This is a genomic window from Bacteroides xylanisolvens XB1A (genome assembly GCF_000210075.1).
Taxonomy (GTDB): Bacteria; Bacteroidota; Bacteroidia; order Bacteroidales; family Bacteroidaceae; genus Bacteroides; species Bacteroides xylanisolvens.
In genome coordinates this window covers 2,497,581-2,522,162 of the sequence record NC_021017.1, presented here as the reverse complement: position 1 = coordinate 2,522,162, position 24,582 = coordinate 2,497,581, and the positions used below count along the sequence as shown (strand labels likewise).

Sequence of the window (24,582 nt, the reverse complement as noted above, 5' to 3'; positions counted from 1 at the left end):
TTTCTCTTTTAGTGGCAAAGATAATCAATTTGGAAATGGTAATGTCAAAAACAATCCGTATGTTTGCTCTGTTTTTAATGAAATGTTAGATTAACCTTAATTATAATCAAGGAATATAAGGTATGGAAATAAATAAAATAAAACGGTCGTTACTGGTGTTGTTCTTTTCTTTCCTGGCAATCGGGGCGCAAGCACAGTTGGAACAGGCGGTTAAGAAGATATTTGCCGGAGATACAATAACGGGCGGACATGTTCCTTTGAAACGGGATTCGGACTCTATCCATCTGGTAAATATGCAGAAATCATTGGAAGAAGCCCGGCTCAATGAGGCGAATATGAGGATGGAAATGGAGCAGATGAAACTCCAGATGGCTACCGCCGACTCCGTAAAATATGCACAGCAACGACAGCGTATCGACTCCCTGCGGCAGTTCACAAAAGGAATACCGGTAGTGGCGGACGGTGATACCTTATTTTACCTTTTCACCAAACGGGGTGGATATACTCCCCAGCAACGTGCCCAAATGACCGGTGCGGCAATTGAAGAAATAGGAAGACGCTTCAATCTACAACCCGATTCTGTGGCTATCGACCATTCGGACATAGTTTCCGATTTGATGTACGGCAGCAAAGTATTGCTTTCTCTTACCGATCAGGATGCCTTATGGGAAGGAGTTTCCCGTGATTCGCTAGCTAAGGAAAGACAGCAGAGTGTCATTACCAAACTGCATGAGATGAAAGCCGAGCACGGACTTTGGCGAATGGCAAAGCGTGTGCTCTATTTTGTGTTGGTAATTACAGGACAGTATTTCCTGTTCCGCTTGACCAACTGGTTGTTCCGTAAACTGAAAGCGCGTATCCTGCGCCTGAAAGACACGAAGATAAAACCGGTAGCCATCCAGGGATATGAATTGCTGGATGCGCAGAAACAGGCGAATCTGTTAGTATTCCTGTCCAGTATCGGGCGGTATATACTGATGGGATTGCAGCTACTGTTTACCGTACCGTTGATTTTTATCATCTTCCCACAGACAGAAGGACTGGCATATCAACTGTTGGGCTATATATGGAATCCGATTCGCGGTATCTTTGTGGGTATTATCGATTATGTGCCCAAACTGTTTACCATCATCGTCATCTGGTATGCCGTGAAGTATTTGGTACGTCTCGTCTTGTATCTGGCACGTGAAGTGGAAGCAGGACGACTCAAAATCAACGGCTTCTATCCGGACTGGGCGATGCCGACTTTCCATATCGCCCGTTTCCTGCTCTATGCATTTATGATTGCGATGATTTATCCTTATCTTCCGGGCTCCGATTCCGGTGTGTTCCAAGGGATTTCGGTATTTGTCGGATTGATCGTTTCGCTCGGATCAAGTACGGTTATCGGTAATATTATTGCCGGACTGGTGATTACTTATATGCGTCCGTTCAAGATGGGCGACCGGATCAAATTGAATGATACCACCGGAGATATCATCGAAAAAACTCCTCTTGTCACCCGCATCCGGACTCCTAAAAATGAGGTTGTGACTGTTCCCAATTCATTTATCATGTCGTCTCATACAGTAAACTACAGTACTTCAGCGCGTGAATATGGATTGATTATTCACTCGGAAGTATCTATCGGTTATGATATTCCCTGGCGGCAGGTTAATCAGATACTGATTGATGCTGCGTTGAACACTCCCGGAGTGGTGGATGATCCGCGTCCGTTTGTGTTGGAAACTTCGTTGAGCGACTGGTATCCGGTCTATCAAATTAATGCTTATATCAAACAGGCAGATAAGATGGCACAGATTTATTCGGATTTGCATCAGAACATTCAGGATAAATTTAATGAGGCCGGCATTGAAATTATGTCACCGCACTATATGGCAGTTCGGGATGGGAATGAATCGACAATTCAGAAAGGCGCTGTGAAAAACAGCGGTCCTGCGAAGACAGCGGAGCAGGGTGATGTATCGGAAAAGGCATAGAGTTACGTCCCGATGATGATTGCGCATCCGGAGAACACTAATAAGATGAAGTAAGTAGCTGACTATTGGTTGGCTGCAAACGTATATTATCCCACAAAATAGGTTCAAGGGTAATTATATAAAGAAGCGTCCCTTTCATCGCGAAAGGAACGCCTCGGGTTGTGTGTTTTTTCACTGAGAGTAGAATTTATATCATCAAGAGAATTTATTTCTTTCGGGTCACCGTATAAAGTATATTCCCTTTTTTATCTATCATACGAAGGTTGAGCTCTTTTTTGTCGATAGAGCAGACAGAGAAACCCGGTTCGGGGCTGCAGAACTTTGTACCTTCGATAGGTTCCACTTTGCGTGCCAGTGAGCCGGAGGAGTTAACGACATAATCGATGTCACTTCCCGGAACCCGGATATGCTGGAAGTTATGGATGTGTCCGCAGATGTACATATCTACCTTGTGCTTGCGTAAGATGGTGTCAACCCGTTTCTGCATGTCCAGTCGTTCGCTTTCCTCTTTGGGAGTATAAGCGTAGATGGGATGGTGTCCGGCTACGATAACCCAGTCTTCTTTTGCATTGGCAAGCACAGATTCCAGCCAGGATAGTTGCTTGTTGACATCCTGTTTGCAGGCATCGGGATATTTATCACTTTCCTGGCGGTATTTCTCAATCAGAGGAGTCGTGTCAATCCAGACGATGCGGATGGTGGCACCTTTCTCTTCGAATGTTTGGGTGTAATAACGGGCGGGCATTGTCCAGCGGCGGCTGATATGGGTGTAATCCAATACGGCTTGCGTGTTTCCGCGATATTCATGGTTTCCCAGGATAGGGAACCAGTCGATCATTAGTTCCGGATGGGAGTAGATTAATTCGTAGTTGGTCATCCACAAAGGGTCGTTCACGCTGCGAACTCCTTCGAAGTGATGGACATCTCCGGTGGCCAGAACAAATTCAGGACCGATCTCTTCGCCCATCGTACCCATTAATTCGGCTATTGGCTTTTGGTCGTAATATCCGTTGCGGCCTAAATCATTCGCTACGTAGAAGTTAAACTTCTTGTCAAATATAGAGTAGTCCGTCAACTGTGCCTGAACGAATGTACAGACGGAGACTAATGCGAGAATCAATAAACTCTTAATTTTCATATTCATATTCTGTTGTATATTAGTTGTTTATATATAGATAGTTATTCTGAATCTTTTGGCTTGTTGGTTTAAAAGGAAGAGAACGTTTCTTTTAAACCAATGCTCTGTTCCTTTTAAACCAACGGGGGCTTCCTTTTAAAGGAATGAATATCGTTGTTTGGCTCGCATCAGAAGTTCACTTTTACGCCGGCGTTTATCTTTACACCGTAGTGTTCAGACTGCATGGTACGGTCTTTAGTGCCCTGATAATAACGCAATGGTTGGTTCAATAAGTTGGTAGCATCTGCGTAGAATGTTGTTTTGAACTTCTTGCCGAATGTATAGCTTGCGTTCAGGTCCATATAGTTCACGGCATCATAGTAACGGTCTAGTGCGGCAACTTCTCCCATTTCGTCGATAAAGCTGGATGCAAAGTTGTAGGAGAGACGTACGTTAAAACCTTTCTTTTCGAAGTAGAGTGAGGCGTTTGCCGTATGTTCGGGAGAACCGGGTAAGGAGAGGTCTTTCTCATTTTCGCGCCCTTCGAAATTGAAGTTGTTCACTTTGGTGTGAGTGTAGGTGTATGTACCGTAAAATCCGATGCATTTCAATGCCGGAGCGATGAAGCTGAAATCACGTTGATAAGCCAGTTCCACACCAAGCAAGTCGGCATCACCTGCGTTTTTGGGTTGGGTGAACTTCTTGTATTCATTGTTTTGGTAGGTATAGTCACCAATCACCTGATCGACAATGAAATCGTTGATTTTCTTATAGAAGATACCTGCACTGACCAGACCGACGCTCTTGAAATAGTAATCGGCACTTAAATCGAAGTTGTATGAGAGGGTGGGAGTCAGGTCAGAATTACCCATCACGAGTTCATTGTCGCTGCGGTTGATATTGACACATGGAATTAATGCGGAATATTTGGGGCGGCTCAATGTTTCTGTGAAAGAGGCGCGAACTTTGAAATCATCGGTCACATCGTATTTCAATAATACGCTGGGGAGCCAGTTGACATAGTTGTTTTTATGATCTCCGGTCGGTTCAAGCGTTTCGTTTTCCTCTTCATCCACCATCCAGTTCCAGCCGTCGTATTTGATATGAGTGGCTTCCATGCGGAGACCCAGCATCATTTTTAGTTTCTTTCCCAGGTTTTGGTCGAAGCGGAAAAAAGCGGAAGTCACATTCTCTTTAGCATGATAGTTGCCGGAAGATTCTTCGAGCACCTGTTCACCCTCCATGTTTTTCAGGTCGAGCGAACCCAGATATTCTTTGGATACGAAATCGGTGGCTTTATACTGATTGCCGGGCATGAAGCCGTCGCGAATCTCACTCGTGAGGTTGTCCATATACGCTGTTTTGTATGCATCCTTGTAGGCGTCTGCGTAGTCGTAGACGGTTACATCGCGATTTTTAGTCTTGGATGCATATTTGGCTCCGAATTTCAGGCTGTTTCCATAGATTCCGTTGGCCAGCGGCAGTTCGAAATCTACTTTGAACTTCAGGTCTTTTTCGTAGATTTCCTGGTTGCTTTCGGTTAGTTCTTTCACTTTCCATTTTCCTCTTTCACCGTCCACTTCTCCGTTGTGCAGGTTTACATCGGTTGTCACATACGGAAAACGGCCGCCTGCATCCACGATGTCAAATCCGAGAAAGTCTTGTTTCAGATTGAAGTATCTTTCGTTCGGACGGTCTTCGCTGGCACGTGCGTAAGAAGCTCCCCAGTTCATTGACAGTTTGCCGAACTGATGTTCTCCGCCCAGGCTGAAATCCATTGTCTGTTGCAGTTCCAAGCGGGCGTTTTTGTTGTTGGGAGTACCTCCCTTAGTCTCTATTTGGGCAGATTGCTGCATTTCGCCTTCATCGTCCGGTCCTGTTTTGTCGAGGTCTTTGTAGGTGACGCGATAGCGGTTTTCCCAGTCGTGACGGCGGTTGTAGATGCCTTGCAGTGTCAGTCGGTGATTCGGGTTTATTTCGTAATCGAAAGCCAGTGAGTAGCTTTGGCGTTCACGTGTCACGTAGTACTGGCGTTTTTGTGCTTCTACCATTACTACTTCTCCTTTCTTATTCACATCGTATTCAAATTCTACATCATCCGAACCTACCGGAGCATTTTGATAAGAAACGGCTGCCATCATTCCCAATTTGTCGTTGAAGAAGCGGTCGCCATAAGTGAAACCCAGGTTCAGTTGGGCTTTCTGGCTAATCCAGTTGTATCCGGTTCCTGCTGTGGCACTGATGGTTCGTTTATAAGGAGTACTTTTAGTAATCAGATTGATAGAACCGCCAATGGCATCTCCATCCATATCCGAGGTGACTACCTTGCTTACTTCGATGGTTTGTATCATATCGGCAGGAATAAGGTCGAGCTGCACATTACGTGTGTCGCCTTCGGCAGAAGGGAGACGGTTGCCGTTGATTGTTACAGAACTAAGATCGGCCGAAGTTCCGCGTACTTGTCCGAAGCGGGCTTCTCCCTGATCGTATTGTACGTTAATACCATTGATACGCTTCAGTGCGTCTCCGATATTGGAGTCAGGGAATTTACCCACCTGATCGGCTGAAACGACATTGGTGATCCCTAGTGTGTTCTTCTGCGAGTTGATGGCGCGGCGTTGCCCCTGAAAAGCTCCGCCTACTACTACCTCTTGCAGTTCGAGTCCTTCATTCAGGATTACGTCTTTTTCGAGTGTCTTTCCGGCCGGAATGGTGATTTTCATTTCAACGGGTGAGTAGCCTACGTAGCTTACTTTTACGGTGTATGTGCCCGGAGTAAGATTGGCGAAAGTATAATAACCGTTGACATCACTGGTCACCCCGGTATGTAGCTTTTCGATATAGATGGATGCTCCCGGAAGGGTCTGTTTGGAAGTATCTACGATGCGTCCGCGGATAGTGCCTTGTTTGACTACGTTCACTTTTTCTTCTGCGAAAGTGTTACCGCTTGTGCTCATGACCAAAAGAACAAATGAGACAAATTTCAAAAATCGTTTCATAAATGTTAGCGTGCGTTAATTATTTGCTGCAAAAGTAGAGGGTTGACGTTTCTTACTTTTTACAGTTGGTTGAAGAACGCGTAACAAATATGCTACGTTTGTATTACAGCTTCCGGAACCGGTGATTGACGGGTTTTCTATCCTGGGAAACTATGGATTTTGCGGAAATGCATAGGCTGTATCAGATTATATCAGGATTGGGCTCCGGTATTACTGTTGTGTTCCGTATAATGAATATCAAAACGTCCGTTAGTCAGCCGTTTGCCGTTACCGAATGTGACACTGATAATTTTCATTTCTGTGTCGAAACGGCTTATGAAAGCTGTTCCGTCTTCCAGCTCTTCTCTTCCGAACTCTATATCGGTAATCGTTGATTCTTTGCCTTCTTGGGGCGATAAAATAGTGAAAGATAGATTGATACCGGGCTTTACGGAAACACTAACAGAGAGTTTGTCTTCTTCTGTGTAATAGTGGAATGAATCATACGTCCATACATACGAGTGTCCCCAATTCAGGTATCGCCCTCCCACATAAATCCAGCCGTCCATCAGGCAACCGAATGTGTTGGCTCCTGTAGTGGTGGCAGAAGGCAAAACGGTGATGTCGATCGATTCATCTTCCGTTTCTTTACAGCTCCAGAGGCTGATGATGGAAAAGAGAATGAGTATATATTTCTTCATAGTGCTTTTTTTAGTGGATGTTAGAAATAATAGGATAATCCCGTAGTGATGTTTAGTCGCGTGAGGTTGACATCATCATTTGAATTGAGTTTTACAGTAACCTTTTCTTCGTGATAGTAAGTCCTTATTCTAAGTAGCTCACTATACATATATTGTACTCCTAAACTGACTCCCAGGTTGGAATTCAGCTTATAGGTAAGATTGGCATTGGTGAGGAGACCGATAGTGAAGGCTCTCACTTTTCGTGTGTTGCCGAATACCTCGCTGTTGTTCCGCAGAATGACTCCGCCGGGACCGGTTGTCACCCGGATTTGCCAATGTTTGGTATTGGCATTACACATTCCGATTTGCGTGCCGATGAAATGAACCCATAAATGGTCTTTTCCTTCAGGATGGCTTCCTTTGGAAGAAAATCCGGTGTAGATTCCTCCGAAGATAAAGCGTTTGAGAGGACGGAAATGGTATTGTCCATCCCAGCTTACGCCTTGTGCAAGTGTACGTTGGTAGCTGTGGGTACTTAACGTTAGTGTGGGAGGATTATGAAACATCACACCGTAGCCGGCATGGAACGAGAACTCATGTCGCTCAAAATCTCTCTGTGAGAAAAGTGGAGTGTGACAGGACAGAGTGAATACGATTAATAATAGAATCGCTTTTATGGGTGTTTGATTCATCTGAATTAGTTTAGATTGTGTTTCTTTTCGCAAAAATAGCAAATAGTTCAGACTTTCTCACAGCGGATGATAACTTTTTGTCCATTATTTAATGTGCTGGCAAATAAGTAGGTATCTCCTCCCTCTGTCAGATGGAGCCGTTTGCGAAGTTCGGCTACTGTGGCGGGAAAGTTGCGGACAGTCACATTTGCTTTTTTCAGGTCTGCCAGATTCTCTTTTACTTCTTTTTTATTGAAACTGCACTGGTTGACAATCCGGAAGATTCTTCCGGGGAAGTTTTCAATAAAAGTATCGGAGGTATAAAGATGACTGTTGGGATGCAGTTTCCGGACGGGGTAGGCTGCGGCAATGCTGCGGAAGGCACCGGCTTTCAGAAGAGATGCATTCGGTTCGTAAAGGTAATCGCCTAAAGAATCGGTATAAGTACATTGGCTACGCTGCTCCTGTTCGCGGGTGAATACGAAGTGCTGTTCTTCTTGAGTCCCTTTCGTGAAGAGGTTTACACAATGAATGGTGATTTCCGCCGGTGATGTTTGTCCGAGTAGGATGAGTAGTTCCTTACATTCGTTGTTGACGGATAGGATATGAACTTCCTGTGTATGTTTCAGCTCTTTCAGTGCCAATGAAAGATCGAGCATGGGAGAGAGTTTTATCATTATCCGGCTGGCTTTGCTAAGCAGAAGATCTTCAAGCTCGGCTACGTTCGGTTCGCAGTCGGCGATGGAGACCGTTTTTCCGCCGTGTTCATTGCGGCGGGCAGGGTCGAGGAAGATACAATCTACGGGGGACATTGTTTGCAGATAGGCTACTCCATCCTCATTTCTTACGTTTATATGGTTTAGATTCAGGATGGGAAAGTTGTGTGCCGCTATTTCACAAAGCTCTTCCTGGCGTTCTACATAAGTGGCGGACTTGAATCCGGTGGCAAGAAAAGAACAGTCTATGCCGAAGCCTCCGGTGAGGTCGGTCAGCGAATCTCCCTGAAAAAGACGGGCTTTGTAGCGGGCAGTGATTTCAGAAGAGCATTGCTCTAGCGACAGATGTTTCGGATACCATATCTCTTCTATTTCTCGCCATGAAGGAATCTTTTCGGCGGCAACCTGTCTTCCTGCAATTTGGGTGATGGCAGTCGGCATATTTATATCCGGATACTTTTTAGCTTGTAAAGCTAGTGTACGTACATCGTCCGATGAATGTTCGCGGATAAAAAGTTGAGTTTCGGGGGAGATTTGTATCATGGCGTTATTGTGTTATAGGATATTACAATGAATCGTTGAGCACCGGTTATGATCTTGCTGAGCGCCGATTTATGGTATTAACTTATATTTCTGTCTGGCTACATCCCGGCTGCAAAAATTGAAATGCCACCACTCGCTGGGTAATGCACGAAACCCGGCTTCTTTCATTACTTTTCGCAGCAGTATCCGGTTCTGACGTTCTGTTTCACTCATTTTTCCGTTATGTACCAGTTCGTTTTCGTTTGTGATGTGTGCTTCCACACCTAAATGGTCTACTTGGGTTCCCATAGGTAAAGGCTGCCCTAAAGAGTCTTGAATACTGATGTCTACTGCCAGTCCGTAGTTGTGTAGTCCGCCTCCACGGTTTGGGTTAGAGACATATTTGTATTTGGATGTTCCTTTCACTACGTTCCACATCTTCTTTTGTACCGACATGGGGCGGGCTGCATCGTAAATGATAAGACTATAAGACGGGTGAAGCTCTTTCAAGGCTTTTTGTGCTTCTATAAGAGCGTATGCCGCATCCGGATGCAAATAGGCTTCCGTTAAGTTGTCGTAAAGCACTTCGCCAGTGAAATTATCAGCTTGCGTATACATTAACTTAACAACGAGGCTGCTATCCAGATCGGTTACGTTGACGAGTCCCAGTGAATCCATGTAGAGAGCCATTGCGCTTCGCTTTGGCGGTGGCGGTAAGACGGTGGCACTTTCTTCGCCGGATTGCATATCGTCCGTCGTATATTCATATTCCGTCAGGGCGGGGTTCTCCTTTTCCTTTTGGCTGGAAAAGAAGGAGCATCCTGTCAGCAGCAAACAGAAGATAGCTAAACTATATTTTAGAATAATCATTCAACCTTTTGTATTTAGTGTGCCAAAGATACTTCTTTTTGGCTTTTGCTCCAATAAGCTACCTTTAAATCCTGATTGTTTAAGTGGTCAGGTCGTGCCACTATATTGGCACAGTTATGTCTCTACGTTGGCACAACTTTGCCACTTCGATGGCACAGCCGTGCCAATACGGTGGCACAAAGTAAGAGATTAAGTAGTTGCAACAATCTTCTTAATGTTGGATATTAGCCACTGCTTTCTTCAGATTAGCGCCCCCTTTCCAAACATCCAACAGGTGCAAAACCTGTTCGTCTTTGGCTTTGCTGTGGTTGATTGATAACAGTTCCGCATAGATCTCCAACAACTTCTTTAAATCTTTGATCGGCTTCTCCGGAAGTCCGGTCAGCATTGCTACGATTAGATTCTCCAATTCCCGGTTGTGCAGGGGACTGACATTCATCATTTGTTGCTGTATCAGGTCGGTGAGTCTTTTCAGCGGTCCCCAGCCGGTATGTTGATGTGAACCTAAGATTTTACCTATGCGCTTACTGTCTATGCATCCTTTGCCGACACGGTCTATCCAGATTTCGGCGGCATAAGAACGGGAAGTCTTATCTGCTACCAACATACAACTGGCTTCCAGTATGTAAGACGCCTCATGCCAGGTGTGTCTTAACTGATGAAGTGCTTCGATGGTGGCTTTGGTGATGCCTATTTCCCTAACCTCATTTAACATCGGATCGTAAATGGCACTGCGGATACACCATACTAATAATGGTTCCGGCATATTGGGAGTTAACCATGCTAAACGTGGCAAGTCATTTTGTATATCGTCGAAGCGCTCTATCAGCGGATACATTTCGACCACTAACGGATGCGAATCGTATGAATGGTAACTGATTCTCTCATTATATTCATCTTTATTGACGACATGAGAGTTTTTGCTTTCCGGAATATCGAAAGTAAGAGTTGCGGAGGTCCATTCTACTACTTGCTTGTTGTAATCGGTATATGAGTGAGTACGCAGATAAGTTCTCCACGTAAAGTTTCCAGTCAGGAACTCGCGTGGACCTTTATTGTATGAGAAATCTTTGAATTCGGAGTAGATTGTTTCCGGCGACTTGATTAGTCCTGCTGTCATCCACCAGGAAGGATGGGTGAAGGGTGCTTGAGGGAGTGCGTTTTCTGCTCCCAACAAGAAAGAAAGTAAATGTTGGTATTCTCCCTTTAAGTCTTGAAGGAGGATAGGGAGCTCTTGTGATGAATCATCCAGTGCCATTCGCGAGAGTGCCGTTTGCATATCCATATCGTCTGGCTCGGCGTTTGCCTGCTGATATTGTTTTAATCTTTCTATCAGGGTTGCCGGGGCAATAAACATAGGCATATGGGTGGGAGTGGACAATAGGGGTAAAGGTTTCTCCTTACTCTCCAAAAGATCTAGTGTCCGGCATAATAGCTGCTTGTGAACAGGGAATTTCTCTTTTTGGTTCGTTTTCTGACGGATGGTGAGTTTCTGCAGATTACGATAGTTCCATTTACCTTTCTGCAGTTCGTCTTTCTGTACCATTTTCTGATGCAAGTCACTTAGCTCTTTTGCTTCTTTAGGGAAGCGTTTAACCAGTAGCTTTGCATAGTCAAGGAGGAAAGTTGCCATTAGTTGGTCTAATAGGCCGTTTCGTGAACTTCCTCCGCTTATCAGTAGTTTGTAAGCGCGTTGAAGGATGGGTGTCCATTGTGAGATTTGTTTTGTGTCTTGTTGATGGTCCCATTGCACTAAGGCGCCGAGGAGCAGGTCGAAATGATAGATCTCGTTCCCATCCAGCACTTGGCTGGCAAGAAATAGCAGGTCTTCGGGGGAAGCAATTTCCTGTATTCGGTTGTCCTCACGGATGATGGGGAGTATCGGTTCATACATGAAAGAGGCGGAATTGTTGTCGGGCTGTCCGAAGTGTGCGGGAGTCGCCTTATTATGGGCAGAAGTATCGTCAGACTCGTTATTCTCCAGATAAGCCTTCAGTTCTTTTTTAGTGTTTGCCAACATCGTTTCTGTATATACGGAGAGTGCTTCTCTTAATGTGGCAGATTCCGTCTCTCCATACGCCAGGATCAGTTTGACTATTTTGCTTTGAGTAGATTCTTCCCGGCTCATCAACCCTTGTGCGGCAACACAACAGATGGCGTCACGAAATTCTTTTCTTTCTTTTGCCAGTTTATTGAGTACGGCCAATGTGTTTTGGTGAATTGCCTTCACATCTGAAGCGAAAAGAACGGAAGTCTGACTTAGAAACTCTTCGATCCGAAATTGCGGATGATTGCATAAGCCCTTCAGCAGTCCGAGCATGATATTGACCGGGCGGCTGTGAGGGGCGGACAGGACGGCTAATATTTCCGGTTGTAACGCGAGTTGTTCTTCTATGCTGGGGGTAAGTGCGGTAAACATGCCTGCAAACCAGCCGCATAGGTTCTTGTTCATATTTCGGTTGACAGCGAGCAGAGATTCTCTTAATACACGCATACGGTCTAGTTTCCCGTTTTCGATAAGATATTTGTAAGGATAGTAGGGGTGTCCGCCATTTCGGTTATCCATCCAGTTCTGTCCACAGTCGTACTCAAAGAGATACCAAATATGTTCTTTAAGTGTGATTTCGCGTTTTTGCAGTATAGCAGTGGTGTTGATGTAGCTTACCAGATAACCCGCAATGGTTTGTGGAGAAGGTGTCACAGTAAGTATTCCCTGCTCTATCCAATCCATCAGGACTTCGTAATCCATTCCGTAGAAACCGCCGAATTCTTTGCCTTCACCTTCTTTGAAGAAGCTGTCGAGCCAGGAGGGGACGTACCACGGGATCAATTCATTCAGTTGCTCGGTGTTGATTCCCCATTGGTGTTTACGGAATTCTTTCAGCGAATAGATAACGAGAGCGGTAAGATTGATGATACGATGCTGTGCGGAAGTCCCCCGTGTACCGTATGTGTTCTCGTTAAGTTGCACGAATTTACTGTAGTATTCTTCCAGTTTGTTCAGGCGGGGTACCAGGCTCTTTCGTTCTTCCTGTGTGAGTCCTTGCAGAAAGGGGATGATGGCATCACCCTGTTGCTTTTCTACTATTTCGTTGAGGCGTTCTTCTAGGGTCATAATCATGAATTAATTATAGTTTGTTGAGTGAAGTGGTCACTTTCTTCAAATTGCTGTTCGTTGCCCATTCTTGCAGGCGTTGCAAGAGTTGTTCGTTTGTAACTTTGCTGCGGTTGATGGTCAATAGTTCCAGATAGAGTTCGAGCAGTTGTTTGAGTCCGGTGACGGGTTTGTCGGGCAATCCGCTGATAAATACAGTGAGCAGTTCTTCCAGTTGGCGGTTGTGGAAAGCGCTTCGTTTGTACATGCTTTCGTACACTTGTGTGGTGAAGCGTTTTAACGGAGCAAGTTCCATGTTGATAAGCCGGGCCAGGATTTCTCCTACCCGGTGGTTGTTTATTCTTCCTGTGGAGAGTCCTTCTACCCATAACTCCGCTGCATAGGAACGGACTGTTTTGTCTACAAAAAGTAGCGAGCCGCTTAATAGGAGTAGACTCATTTCTTTGAGCTGGCAATGGAAAGACAACAACATGCGCAAGGCACAGGCAAGGGTACGTTTGCTGTCTTCCTGTGGACTGCCGAAAGCCATGTAATGGGAGATAATCTGGGCTATCAACGGTTCCGGACGGTTAGGGTAACAACACAATAGAGGTTCCATGTAGCGGGAGTCATCCATGTTGTATTTACTGTTAATAATCAGATGTTCCTGCCATAGCTGATGGCTGTTGCGTTCGATATATTTGTGCCATTTGTGAAAATCAAGTTGGAGCAGGCGTCTGTCCGTTTCGTATGAGTTTTCTTTGGGTTTCACTTCTTTCCACTCGTAGTCTCCTGTCAGATGGTTGTGTGGCAATGTGTTACAGGCGAAAGACTTGAATGCTTCAAATTCCGTCTCCGGTGCTTTTACCAGTCCGGCGGCTACCCAAGCGGTCGGATGGTTGTAGGGCGGTTCGGGTTGCGTGTTTTCGTCCAATAGGAACAGGCAGAGATGCAGGTACTCATCTTGTAACAGTTGCCGGGTGGTGACGATGGCTTCTTCTTTGTCTTCCAGAGCACAACGGGCAATAGCCAGTTGGAAATCCCACGAACAAGGTTTCTTTCCTGCTTCCTGATATACGGCAAGCCGGCGTATCAGTTCGGTGGCTTGTAGGTATGCCGGGGTATGGGTGGGAGTAGAAAGCAGAGGCAATGAATTTCCTCCTTTTATTTGGCGGATCACACCCAGCCATAACTGTTTGATAGGGGTGAAACAGGTTGCGTTGCTGTAACCGGGTTTCCAGTTGGCAAGTCGTTTGAAGGAACGTTCGTCGTAAGCTCCCCTGTTTTTATCTATTCCTTTCAGCCTTTCTTCCAGCCGGGTGAACATGTTTCTCAAAACTCCTGTGTTGGAGTTGTCTGTCTGTGCCCATAAGCGTTGGTATTCCAACAGGAAAGTGGCAAGAAGATCTTCGTATGGTTCCCAACTATTGGCAACAATATTGGCTGCCCGTTGGAAAATAGGTTCCATCCGGTTGAGGTCTTCTTTATCCAGTTGGGGATGGAAAGCAATGATAGCGGCAATCGTTGTTTCTATCTCCCAGTTCTCCTCCATGTCGAACAAACGGCTAAGCTGAAACAGGAAATCTTCTTTGTCGGCAGGGAATGGAATACGGTTGTCTTCCCGGCAAATGCGGATGGCTTCCAGAGATGGCTCTTCGGAGAGGAGGGAGTTATCGGTACTATTTTCATCTGTACTATTTCTTTCTGTATTCTTTCCTTCTGTATGAAGAATGTCTTCTGTCACACCTGTATCTGTTGCATTTGCTTCTTTTGCAAGGTGTGGTTCTGTAGACTGTGAATCTATAGACTGTGGCTTGAAAGATGCGAGTATCGCTTGCACGCTTTGAAACATCTCCGGTTGATAAGACTGTAGTGTTTCTTGGAGATTGGACGAAGAGGCATCCCCATACTTTGAAATAAAGTTGGCAGCTTTCTTTTGCAGGCTTTCGTCCTTCTTCAAGAATAGTTGGCAGAGAGTGATACAACAAGGCTCTTTCATCTCGGAATGTTGCGCAACGATCTTTTCAAAGATGGAGTAAATGGTTAATAGCGAGTTTTTGGGACTGGAGAAGAAAAGGATGGTTGCCCGTTCGATGAATTCCTGATAACGGAATCCTTCTTCGTCTGCAATGCTCTTCAACTGTTGCAACATTATATTTACCGGCTTGGTGTAGGAAGAAGTGAATGTTTGCATGATCTCTTCCTGTAAGGATAACGATTCTCCGGTGGTCGGTTGCAGCGTTTCAAAGAATCTGGCAAACCATCCTGCCATGTCTTTTTTGAAGCTCCGGTGAAAAGTGGCGAGGGTGGCTCTTAGTAGCCGTTCTCTATCCAGATGGCCGTCCAGTGAAAAGCGATAGAGGGCCGCGCTGATACTTTCATCCCGTATTGTGATTCCTTTTTTATAAGCATTTTTGGCACAATCATCCTGATAACCGATGATTGATTCGTGTTCGAAAAGCGTCCAGATGTGTTCTTTCAGTGTAATATCCCGTTTGAGTAGTAGTTCACTGTTGAAAGTATCGTCTCCTTTGGGATTCTTATTTCTGATGCGGGTAATCCAGGGGAGTACATGTGCAATACGGCTTGGAGCGATTTCTTTGAGGTAACCCATATCCATGAGCTGCATCAGTTCTTCGTAATTGAGATCGAAATTGAACCATGTTTTGTCATCGTTGATAAAATCTGTCAGCCAGGCAGGGTTGTAAAGCGGGAGTAGTTTGCAAAGCATATCAAACTTCACATGATATGCCATATCCATCTCCCGTCTGTTGGCACATACAAACTGTACTGCCGATAGAAAATGTGCCCGTGCCGCACTACAGGTTGTCTCACTGCTGAAACCAGCGAACCTGCCTTTTATCCATTGCAATTCCCGGATAAGCGGCAGCAACTTCCGCCTGTCCTTCATTGGCAACTCCAATAATCTCTTGATAAAAGGGATTAATATCTTCTCTTCATTCTCCGGAGTATCCACATAGGCTTTGGATAACTTCTCCAGTTCTTTTTTTAGTTCTTCCATTGCGCTAGTTTCTTTACTGCCAGAATATGTTTGCAAGCTCCCCGTTCTCCCTGATTACTGCTGAACCAAGTGCAAGTGCAACGTTCTTTTTCGTTCTCCCTGTCCAGAATGACGGTATGCCTCACTCCTCCGCTTCCTGTAACACGGGCTTCCGTCCGGTTGCCATCATTCGCAATGATTTCTACTTTGTCTTCTTCCAGCAACTTTTCTGCAGCTATCATTCGCGGGTTGAGGCTCAAAATACGTTCGGTTTTGAAAGGCAGGCGGCGGTAGAAGAAACTGTTTTCATCCAAATCGAATCCCAGCAATCCCATTGCTGCCAATCGTGCCGAGAGAGAATCTACCTTATCCAGGTCAATATGTTCTTCTATGGCAAAAAGCGTAGGGTTGAACTGTTGGTTGGCGTAACTGTATTTATCCATCGCCTCTATCCATCTTTCAGGTACGTCTTCGAGCAAAGATTCCAGTGCGGCACCTTCTCCGGAGAATCCTCTCCAACATTCGCGGGAAAGGGAAAGACTGAAGCGGACCGGACCGAAATAGAGTTGCCAGATAGTAGATTGCATAGTAGGATGTGCAAATACTTTCAGTTCATCGGCAAAGGGAAGCAAAGGTTCAAGCAAGCGCAAACGGTGGAGTCCTCCGATGCAGATGCCATTCATACTTTTCACCGGTGAAAAGGCCGGTTTTTGACCGCGCATCACTAAAAAATAGTCACATTTCACACTACTTTTCGGTAGTGTCTGGAAGAGTTGTAAGGTTTGTATGCGATTGAAGGAATAGACCTTTTCGGCAACGGATTGATAAATCTGTACCGTAGTCAGTCCCTTTATCCATTTTACGGGAAGAGGCACTTTTCGCTCTATCACCTTCTCACCTTTATTATAGAGTCCCACTTCTTTGGGGCCGACCGACATTACTACATTTTCTTGTCTGCCTATTCCTCCTAAAGCGGAAATCATTCCGGGATTAAAATCTACATTCGTTGTCCCGTTTTCCAAGAATTCTCCGTTGTGTCCGTCAGGAAGTACATCGACCCTGGCGTATACACCTGCACAATTAGAAAATCCTTCAAAGCGCAGACGGTTATTTCCAGCTGTTACAATCGGATCTTTCAGCATTGTAAGTTGTGCCGGTGTCAGGTTGAAACTGGACTGCACAACATTGGATAACGCAATGAGGCAGCGTGCCGTCATATAAGGTTGCGTCAGCTTTCCCCAAAAGAAACAGGGGGCTTCTCTCTTTTCTATTTCGCTATATTTGGCAAGAAACAGTTCGTCCTGATCGGCCGACCGTTGCAATGTGGAAGGAGCTGCATATTGATAAGAAATAGTATCAGTCATAGATAATAAATTGGTATTTGGTTGTACATTGCCCAAATATAGAAATTAATTCTTACGTGAAAAAAGAAGTTGGAGAATTTACATCACTTTGGAATGTGTGATATTATAGAATATCACCGAAAGACTAATTTATGCCTCTTTTGTACTAAGTTATGAAATACAATTCTTTATAGTTGGGCACAATTTTTTATACATAAAACAATTATTCTTTATAACTATTCTTAAATCATGCGTTCCTTTTTACCAGAAAGTAATATTTTTGTTCCCATAAAAAGAATGTTTAAGCGACATATTCTAAATTAAGTCTTATGAATTTTTTAATATAAAAAGACAGCTGTTTGTGAAAATCGCTAATATTGTTTGTTTTGTTTGTGTTATCCCATTTTGAGTCAGGTGTGACTTCAAAATGGGATTTTTGCTATACCGGCCATTAAAACCACCTGAATACTATCAAAAATGACCTAAATTCTATCAACCGATAGATTTTCCCCTAAACAATGTCTGTTCTTCACCTGCCACATTTGTTGAAAACCCGTAAACTTGCAACATCAAAATTATAACAACGAATACTCACAATTTAAAAATAGCGTATATGAAAAGTTTAAGCTTCAGGAAAGATCTGATAGGAGTACAGGATGAATTACTCCGCTTCGCATACAAACTGACAACCGATCGTGAAGAAGCAAACGATTTGTTACAGGAAACCTCATTAAAAGCATTGGATAACGAAGACAAATATACCCCCGACACAAATTTTAAAGGATGGATGTATACTATAATGCGGAACATCTTTATTAATAATTACCGCAAAGTAGTGCGCGATCAGACATTTGTCGATCAGACTGAAAACCTCTATCATCTGAATCTGCCACAAGAGTCAGGTTTTGAAAGTACAGAAAGAGCTTACGATTTAAAGGAAATGCACCGCGTAGTCAATGCTCTGCCTAAAGAATACAGGGTTCCGTTTGCTATGCACGTTTCAGGATTCAAGTACCGTGAGATTGCAGAGAAGTTGAATCTTCCGTTAGGTACTGTAAAAAGCCGCATATTCTTTACCCGTCAGAAATTGCAGGAAGAGTTGAAGGACTTCCGCTAAACGTTAACTATCATTTTTCAGTAGGTATCAATAGGTATAAGGCAAAAGGATCTCGTTTCCTTTTGCCTTTTTTGTTTTATGTATTGGAGGTATACCTGCTATGGGGATTTTTTCAGTAACTTTGTCGCTGGGTAATAGACTGTAAATAAAAAATATAGATGTTATGATAAAAGCAATCATGCTCGATGTAGATGGAACATTAGTGAGTTTTGAAACTCATAAAATATTGCAATCTTCTGTTGAAGCTCTTAAGAAGATTCATGACCGTGGGATTCGAATAGTCATTGCTACCGGTAGAGCGGCAGGCGACCTTCATGAAATAGCTGCTGTTCCGTATGATGGAATTATTGCATTGAATGGAGCTGACTGTGTCTTACTGGATGGCACTGTGATAAGGAGACACCTTATTCCAAAGGATGATTTTAAGAAAGCCATGGAAATAACAAAAGCTTTTGATTTCGCAGTTGCTATTGAACTGGATGAAGGCGTGTTTGTCAATCGGCTGACTCCGACTGTCGAACGGATAGCCAAAATCGTGGAACATCCCATCCCCGCCGTTGTAGACATTGAAGAACTATTTGACAGAAAAGAGTGTTGCCAGCTTTGTTTTTATATCGATGATGAAATGGAACAGCAAGTAATGCCGCTTCTGCCTAACCTTTCCTTATCACGCTGGCATCCCTTATTTGCTGATGTGAACCTTGCAGGAATCAGTAAGGCAACCGGACTTTCAGCTTTTGCCGATTATTATGGAATTGAGATGGCGGAAATAATGGCTTGCGGTGATGGCGGTAATGATATTCCTATGCTGAAAGCTGCCGGAATCGGAGTAGCTATGGGAAATGCATCGGAGACTGTCAAGGCGTCAGCCGATTTTGTTACTGATACCGTTGAGAATGACGGTTTGTGTAAGGCTTTGAAGCACTTTGGAATCATTTAGTATTGATATTCTTATTTCAATATGGAGCACTGTTCCTAATTTTGTAAATCTCATTATTCTGACCGTATAAAAGAAAAACTCCTGTAAGTATTTCATTTACAGGAGTTTTTCGTGGGCCATCTTGGGCTTGAACCAAGGACCTCCAGATTATGAGTCTGTTGCTCTAACCAACTGAGCTAAAAGCCCGATGTATCCATTAACTGGATGCGGTGACAAAAGTAGTATTTTCCGTCGAATTATGCAAATTCTTTCGAGAAAAAACTGTAATCCTTTGCTTCTAGAACTTATATTTGCGCTTCGGATTCTTGGGGAACCATCCTTTTTGTACCCGTTCTTCCTGTTCGAAAACCTCTTTGATCGTCCAGAAGGAAGAAAACGCAAACACGCCTAATAAAGAAGATAAGATCACATTATCGATACTTAAGGAGGCAATCACACCGGCAATGCCGAGTACCAGGAATATCCACCAGCATTTTGTGCCCCAGTAATATTCGGCCTTTACCACGACGGGGTGAAAAAGGCCGATAATCAAAAAGGTACAGATTCCGATGAATAACCCTGCAAGGTGATATTCATTTAGAAACTCCATCACAATTATTTTTCAACGCGGATGGGAATCTCTTTCTTGATACTCTGTTCCAGAGAAATCAGAGTCTCGGTAGCTACTACACCTGGTATTTCTTGCATTTTGTTATTCAGCAAATCCATCAGATGTTCGTTGTCGCATGCATAAAGTTTTGTCAGCATTGTGTACGGGCCTGTAGTGAAATGACATTCCACTATTTCGGGAATCTTTTGTAATTCCGCTACGACAGATTTGTACATGGAGCCTTTTTCCAGCTTGATACCCACGTATGTACAAGTTCTGTAGCCCAATGATTTCGGGTTCACATGGTAACCAGAGCCTACAATGACACCTAGGTCAATCAGTCTTTGCACGCGCTGATGGATAGCTGCGCGTGATACTCCACATTCGGCTGCTACGTCTTTAAAAGGGATGCGGGCATTCTGGGAGATAATCTCTAGGATCTGCCTGTCGAGGTTGTCTATTCTTTCCATAATAATAAATTGTAATTTCCTGTTGTTATCAAATAGTAAGCAAATATAGAGATTTATTTTAATTATTCTTCTTTTCGGAGAAAAAAAATAGGAAAAAGCAAAAAAAAGAGGCACAAACGTTTTGTGCCTCTTTCCTTTTTCTATTTAGAAAAGAACTTTTTTATTTCTTATCTTTTTCGATGCTCAACAGTTCAACTTCGAAAATCAAAGTAGAGAACGGTTTGATTTGGTTGCCAGATTCTCTTGCACCGTAAGCAAGTTCTTGTGGGATATAAAGTTCCCATTTAGAACCTACAGGCATCATAGTCAAAGCTTCTGTCCAACCTTTGATTACTTGGTTAGCACGGAAAGTAGACGGTTCGTTACGTTTGTAAGAGCTGTCGAATTCTGTTCCGTCGATCAAAGTACCTTTGTAGTTCACTTTCACTTTGCAAGTGTCAGCAGGAATTTCACCTTTACCTTCAGTGATTACTTTGTATTGCAGACCGCTTGCAGTTGTTTTTACGCCGTCTTTAGTCTTGTTTTCAGCAAGGAATTTTTCGTTTTCAGCTTTATAGTCAGCATATTTTTCTTCCAAAGCTTTTGCTTTGATAGTTTCCATAGCTGTACGAGTATATTCTTGAGCTGCTTCCATAGTCATTACGCCGCCTTTTTCCAAAGTACCTGCGATGAAACCTGCCATGAAGTTTTCTTTGCTGATAGTTTTAGTAGAGTCTGTACCAAACAATTCCTGGTTGATACCTTTCATCATCTGGTTGCTGATTTGCTGACCGATTTGCAGACCTGCCATGTAAGCGATGTCTTTTTTGCTAGTCTTGTTTGCACCTTCATTCAAACCTTTGATGAATTCTGCCATATAAGCAGTATCAACGTCCAGACGACCTGTCAGATAGCCTTTCAAACCTTGAGTCTGCGCCATACCGATAGAATACGACAGTGAGTCGATGTCTGTTTTCAGATTTGCTTTAGGAGCTTGAGCTGTACAAGAAGCAAGGCTTGCTGCAGCGGCGATTGCCATAAAAATACTAACTTTTTTCATTTTGCTTTGAAATTTTTTATTTATAATACTTCGAGTAATTCTACTTCAAAAATGAGTGTGCTGTGAGGAGGAATCATTTCTCCGGCACCTCTTGCGCCATAAGCGAGTTCTGACGGAATATACAGTTTCCATTTGGAACCTTCCGGCATCAGCTGCAAAGCTTCCACCCATCCCGGGATTACTTGGTTGACGCCGAATACAGCCGGTTCTCCGCGTTGGATAGAGCTGTCGAACAGTGTACCGTCGATCAATGTACCTTCATAGTGGCATCTTACCTGATCGGTAGCTTTCGGCTTTTTACCTGTACCTTCTTTGATGATTTCATATTGTAGTCCGCTGGGAAGGACAACTACGCCCGGTCCTTTTTTGTTTTCTTCGAGGAATGCCTGTCCCTGCTCAATAGCAACGGCACTCATCTTAGATTCCAATTCTTCGAAATATTTGTTCACTATTTCGCGGGCTTCATTGTGGCTGATAGCTGTCTGATTACCTTCTAATACATCTTTGATTGCTTGTGCGAAATCATCTACCGCAAGGTTTTCGATTCCCATGCTTGATAAGTTTTGACCAATTCCGAGGCCAATAGAGTAACTGAATTTATCCATATAATGTTTTTTGTTGGCGATTGAAATGTATCACCTTCATGGTTTTAGCTTTCAATCAATTGCAAATTTATGAAACGCAAAAGTACGTGTTTTATTTGAATGATTTAGCATTTGCTATTTAAAAATTCTTATATCTGTGAAAGTTAATCGCTTTTCTTTAAAGAATTAGTTTTTTGTTCGTAGGATTTAATCGGTTTATTCTGATTATTTAGGTTTGTTTATGCAGATAATTAATCGTCTGACTATAGTTTACTTTTCGTCTAACTATAGTCAGACGAAAGAATAACTATAGTCAGATGTAAATATAACTATAGTCAGACGAATAAATCTTAGTATGTCTGACACTAACTATCTGTATCTTTCATCTTAAAGTTTCGTATATATCAGGTTAGATTAAGCGTAAGAAAGTCTTCTTTTATTCGATGATTCTGATTACATTTGTGTGGCTATTAAAAAAGAAGGAGGAATAGTAATGAAAAATCTGGTAGTTTTGACGGGTGCCGGTATGAGTGCCGAGAGTGGGATCAGTACATTTCGGGATGCGGGCGGTTTGTGGGATAAATATCCTGTGGAGCAGGTGGCTACTCCTGAAGGTTATCAGCGGGACCCGGCTCTGGTGATTAATTTCTATAATGAACGCCGGAAACAGTTGTTGGAGGTGAAACCGAACCGTGGACATGAGTTGTTGGCGGAACTGGAGAAAAGTTTCCATGTAACGGTGGTGACGCAGAATGTAGATAATCTGCATGAACGCGCAGGAAGTAGCCACATTATTCATCTGCATGGCGAACTGACAAAAGTATGTTCCAGCAGAGATCCATATAATCCTCAATTTATAAAAGAGCTGAAACCGGAAGAATATGAAGTGAAGATGGGAGACAAGGCCGGTGACGGCACTCAATTACGACCTTTCATTGTATGGTTTGGAGAAGCTGTGCCGGAAATTGAAACAGCTATCCGCTATGTGGAGAGAGCGGATATTTTCGTCATTATCGGTACATCGCTTAATGTATATCCTGCGGCGGGGCTGCTTCATTATGTACCGAGAGGAGCAGAGGTGTATCTGATTGATCCGAAACCGGTAGATACGCATACTTCCCGTTCGATACATGTAATTCAGAAGGGGGCTTCTGAAGGAATGGGTGAATTGAAACAATTGTTGGGAGTTTGAGACTTCTTTCCCTCCGTTTTATTCCAGTTCGCTGGCAAAAATATGATTATTCCGGAGTATTTCTGATATTTCGAGTGCAGTGATACCACTGCACTCGATTCTTAATATTTTCTCCCAGTCCTCAAAGTCCACATTCCATTTGTCTATTTGAGGGAACTCTGCCAAAAGTTTTCCTATGCGTTTGATGTCACATCTTTTGGTGATAGAAGTTCGAAAAATCAGAATCTTATTTTCTTTTTCCATATTCTTTAGCGTTTTATTTTAGTGAGCGGAACTCCCGGATCGTCATACTGAAATGCAGCCTGAAATTGCGACTTAACAGCGAAAGGCTGCTAAAGCCGCAAAGGGCGGCAATTTCGGTGGCGGAAAGTTCCTTGTTTTGTTTTAATAATAGGGCTGCTTTTTCAATCCGGGTGCGTTTGATATAATCCGTAGGCGTTTCGCCGGTCAGGATTGTAAATACGCGGTGGAAGTGGAAAGGAGAAAAGCATGCGATACCCGCCATTTTCTGTAATGATAACGGCTGGTCAATGTTTTGATGGATATAGTCGGTCACTTTGTTGATCCGTAACTGATATTCTTCCTTATTTATATCTTTCGTTTCCATATCTTCTGCAAAATAAAGGATAATAAATGCCGGAGAGTTATCCTATCTTGCTAACTTCTCCGGCAGATAGTCAATTATCTTTTTTGTCCTATATAGAATACATAGCCGTAGTATTCCTTATACTTATTATATAGGCTCTCTTCGTGTCGTTGACCGGCGATGAGGTCTGCGGCAGCTTCATTTCCTGCATATTCCTTCAGAAAGGCTTCCTGAACCGGGAATTGGGGAGCATAGAAATGCTCGGTCCAGCAATTTTCCGGTAAGATGAAATGGGCTGTCGGGATATATCCGGCTTTCTCCATTTGTGCTATTTTTCTCGGAATCGTATCGATTTCCGGGTAATTAGCCATCCAGAAGTCGTCTATTTCGGAGGGGCGTTCCGGGGTGAACTAGGATGCTTCCGTTACAGCGATGAATCCGTTCTTTTTCAGGAACTTATTCCATTCATTCATGCCGCGTTCGAATCCTATATTATAGATAGCTCCTTCGGACCAGATCAGATCGAGTTCTTCCTCTTGAAACGGCAAAGCGTCCATAGAACCGACAATGCCTTTTACTCTGTCTTCGCAATGGGCTTCTATTGCATTTCTGTTGAATATTTCGATGAAGTCGGGGAAAAGATCGATGCCTGTAATTTGCCCTTTCGTATAGTTGGCTAATGCCATTGTCTGCCCGCCTGTGCCACAGCCAATATCGGCTATTCTGGCATTGTCAGACAGTTCGTTGGTGAAACTTAAGGCTTTTTGTGTGACTTCAGGGCTTCCCGGACCTTGACGTTTTAGTCCTTTGAAGTAATTACATATCAGTGTAAAATCGAATTCGTGGATTGTTTTTAATTCGTTACTCATTGTTTTTTAATGTTTTAGCAGTACGGTAAATGAAGGCATGTGACGATGCTTGTGACCATTTGACCATACAAATAGTTTAAAATTTAGATATAGAAAATAACTCTGACAAGAATATGTCAGAAAACATAAGGGATAATCTGTAATGAGAGGAAGGCTTACAGATTATTTACAGAACGGAATCCTTATGGAATGAAAATGAGTTAAACATCCAATTTTTCTTTT

At 43.5% G+C, this 24,582-nt stretch carries 19 protein-coding genes, 1 tRNA gene and 1 pseudogene; 4 read left to right on the top strand and 17 right to left on the bottom strand.

Going from position 1 to position 24,582, the window contains the following annotated elements:
• Positions 1–122 precede the first annotated feature (122 nt).
• Positions 123–1,979 (top strand): mechanosensitive ion channel family protein, encoded by a 1,857-nt coding sequence (locus BXY_RS10160; RefSeq protein ID WP_004317084.1) that lies wholly within the window; start codon positions 123–125, stop codon positions 1,977–1,979.
• A gap of 205 nt (positions 1,980–2,184) precedes the next feature.
• On the opposite strand, the gene BXY_RS10155 is transcribed toward BXY_RS10160, so the two are convergent.
• The 9 genes from BXY_RS10155 to BXY_RS10115 all read right to left on the bottom strand — a co-directional run bounded on the left by BXY_RS10155 (position 2,185) and on the right by BXY_RS10115 (position 16,995).
• Positions 2,185–3,117, bottom strand: a complete 933-nt coding sequence (locus tag BXY_RS10155; protein WP_004317085.1) for a metallophosphoesterase — start codon at positions 3,115–3,117, stop codon at positions 2,185–2,187.
• A gap of 167 nt (positions 3,118–3,284) precedes the next feature.
• The gene (locus BXY_RS10150) at positions 3,285–6,095 is read right to left on the bottom strand and encodes a TonB-dependent receptor (RefSeq protein WP_008997600.1); all 2,811 of its coding nucleotides are present in this window, start codon (positions 6,093–6,095) and stop codon (positions 3,285–3,287) included.
• A 191-nt stretch (positions 6,096–6,286) separates the two neighbouring features.
• Complete coding sequence (locus BXY_RS10145; RefSeq protein ID WP_004317088.1) at positions 6,287–6,775, bottom strand: hypothetical protein; 489 nt, start codon at positions 6,773–6,775, stop codon at positions 6,287–6,289.
• A 20-nt stretch (positions 6,776–6,795) separates the two neighbouring features.
• Entirely contained in the window at positions 6,796–7,449 is a 654-nt protein-coding gene (locus BXY_RS10140; RefSeq protein WP_004317090.1) for a hypothetical protein, read from the bottom strand.
• 47 nt (positions 7,450–7,496) lie between these two features.
• Positions 7,497–8,687 (bottom strand): class I SAM-dependent methyltransferase, encoded by a 1,191-nt coding sequence (locus tag BXY_RS10135; RefSeq protein WP_009038869.1) that lies wholly within the window; start codon positions 8,685–8,687, stop codon positions 7,497–7,499.
• A 69-nt stretch (positions 8,688–8,756) separates the two neighbouring features.
• On the bottom strand, positions 8,757–9,536 hold the full coding sequence (locus BXY_RS10130; RefSeq protein ID WP_009038870.1) for a M15 family metallopeptidase: 780 nt from the start codon (positions 9,534–9,536) through the stop codon (positions 8,757–8,759).
• Between the two features lie 211 nt (positions 9,537–9,747).
• Positions 9,748–12,651, bottom strand: coding sequence for a DUF6493 family protein (locus tag BXY_RS10125; RefSeq protein ID WP_208946799.1), 2,904 nt, complete (start codon positions 12,649–12,651; stop codon positions 9,748–9,750).
• A gap of 13 nt (positions 12,652–12,664) precedes the next feature.
• Entirely contained in the window at positions 12,665–15,652 is a 2,988-nt protein-coding gene (locus BXY_RS10120) for a DUF6493 family protein (protein WP_015531826.1), read from the bottom strand.
• Positions 15,640–16,995 carry an SWIM zinc finger family protein gene (locus BXY_RS10115; protein WP_015531825.1) on the bottom strand — a complete coding sequence of 452 codons (1,356 nt, stop codon included), beginning with the start codon at positions 16,993–16,995 and terminating at the stop codon, positions 15,640–15,642. Before BXY_RS10115 ends, BXY_RS10120 begins: the two co-directional genes overlap by 13 nt.
• Positions 16,996–17,587: 592 nt before the next feature.
• Here BXY_RS10115 and BXY_RS10110 point away from each other — a divergent pair.
• Positions 17,588–18,091: an RNA polymerase sigma factor gene (locus BXY_RS10110; protein ID WP_004296608.1), complete on the top strand. Its 504-nt coding sequence runs from the start codon at positions 17,588–17,590 to the stop codon at positions 18,089–18,091.
• 163 nt (positions 18,092–18,254) lie between these two features.
• Complete coding sequence (locus BXY_RS10105) at positions 18,255–19,031, top strand: Cof-type HAD-IIB family hydrolase (protein ID WP_004317096.1); 777 nt, start codon at positions 18,255–18,257, stop codon at positions 19,029–19,031.
• 112 nt (positions 19,032–19,143) lie between these two features.
• On the opposite strand, the gene BXY_RS10100 is transcribed toward BXY_RS10105, so the two are convergent.
• From BXY_RS10100 to BXY_RS10080, 5 genes are all read right to left on the bottom strand, one after another.
• Positions 19,144–19,217: transfer RNA gene (locus BXY_RS10100), tRNA-Ile, on the bottom strand.
• Positions 19,218–19,308: 91 nt separating this feature from the next.
• Positions 19,309–19,620, bottom strand: coding sequence for a DUF4491 family protein (locus BXY_RS10095; protein ID WP_004296605.1), 312 nt, complete (start codon positions 19,618–19,620; stop codon positions 19,309–19,311).
• A 5-nt stretch (positions 19,621–19,625) separates the two neighbouring features.
• On the bottom strand, positions 19,626–20,090 hold the full coding sequence (locus BXY_RS10090; protein ID WP_004302580.1) for an Lrp/AsnC family transcriptional regulator: 465 nt from the start codon (positions 20,088–20,090) through the stop codon (positions 19,626–19,628).
• 160 nt (positions 20,091–20,250) lie between these two features.
• Positions 20,251–21,129, bottom strand: a complete 879-nt coding sequence (locus BXY_RS10085; RefSeq protein ID WP_015531823.1) for an FKBP-type peptidyl-prolyl cis-trans isomerase — start codon at positions 21,127–21,129, stop codon at positions 20,251–20,253.
• A 20-nt stretch (positions 21,130–21,149) separates the two neighbouring features.
• Positions 21,150–21,734, bottom strand: a complete 585-nt coding sequence (locus tag BXY_RS10080; protein WP_008023341.1) for an FKBP-type peptidyl-prolyl cis-trans isomerase — start codon at positions 21,732–21,734, stop codon at positions 21,150–21,152.
• Positions 21,735–22,206: 472 nt separating this feature from the next.
• Between BXY_RS10080 and BXY_RS10075 the strand changes: the two genes are divergently transcribed.
• Positions 22,207–22,905: an SIR2 family NAD-dependent protein deacylase gene (locus BXY_RS10075; protein ID WP_195436739.1), complete on the top strand. Its 699-nt coding sequence runs from the start codon at positions 22,207–22,209 to the stop codon at positions 22,903–22,905.
• A gap of 18 nt (positions 22,906–22,923) precedes the next feature.
• Here the strand turns inward: BXY_RS10075 and BXY_RS10070 are convergent, their stop codons facing one another.
• The 3 genes and pseudogenes from BXY_RS10070 to BXY_RS10060 all read right to left on the bottom strand — a co-directional run bounded on the left by BXY_RS10070 (position 22,924) and on the right by BXY_RS10060 (position 24,360).
• Entirely contained in the window at positions 22,924–23,148 is a 225-nt protein-coding gene (locus BXY_RS10070) for a hypothetical protein (protein WP_015531822.1), read from the bottom strand.
• A gap of 13 nt (positions 23,149–23,161) precedes the next feature.
• Positions 23,162–23,512: a helix-turn-helix domain-containing protein gene (locus tag BXY_RS10065; RefSeq protein WP_004296599.1), complete on the bottom strand. Its 351-nt coding sequence runs from the start codon at positions 23,510–23,512 to the stop codon at positions 23,162–23,164.
• Between the two features lie 74 nt (positions 23,513–23,586).
• Positions 23,587–24,360: pseudogene (locus tag BXY_RS10060) on the bottom strand (class I SAM-dependent methyltransferase).
• Positions 24,361–24,582 lie beyond the last annotated feature (222 nt).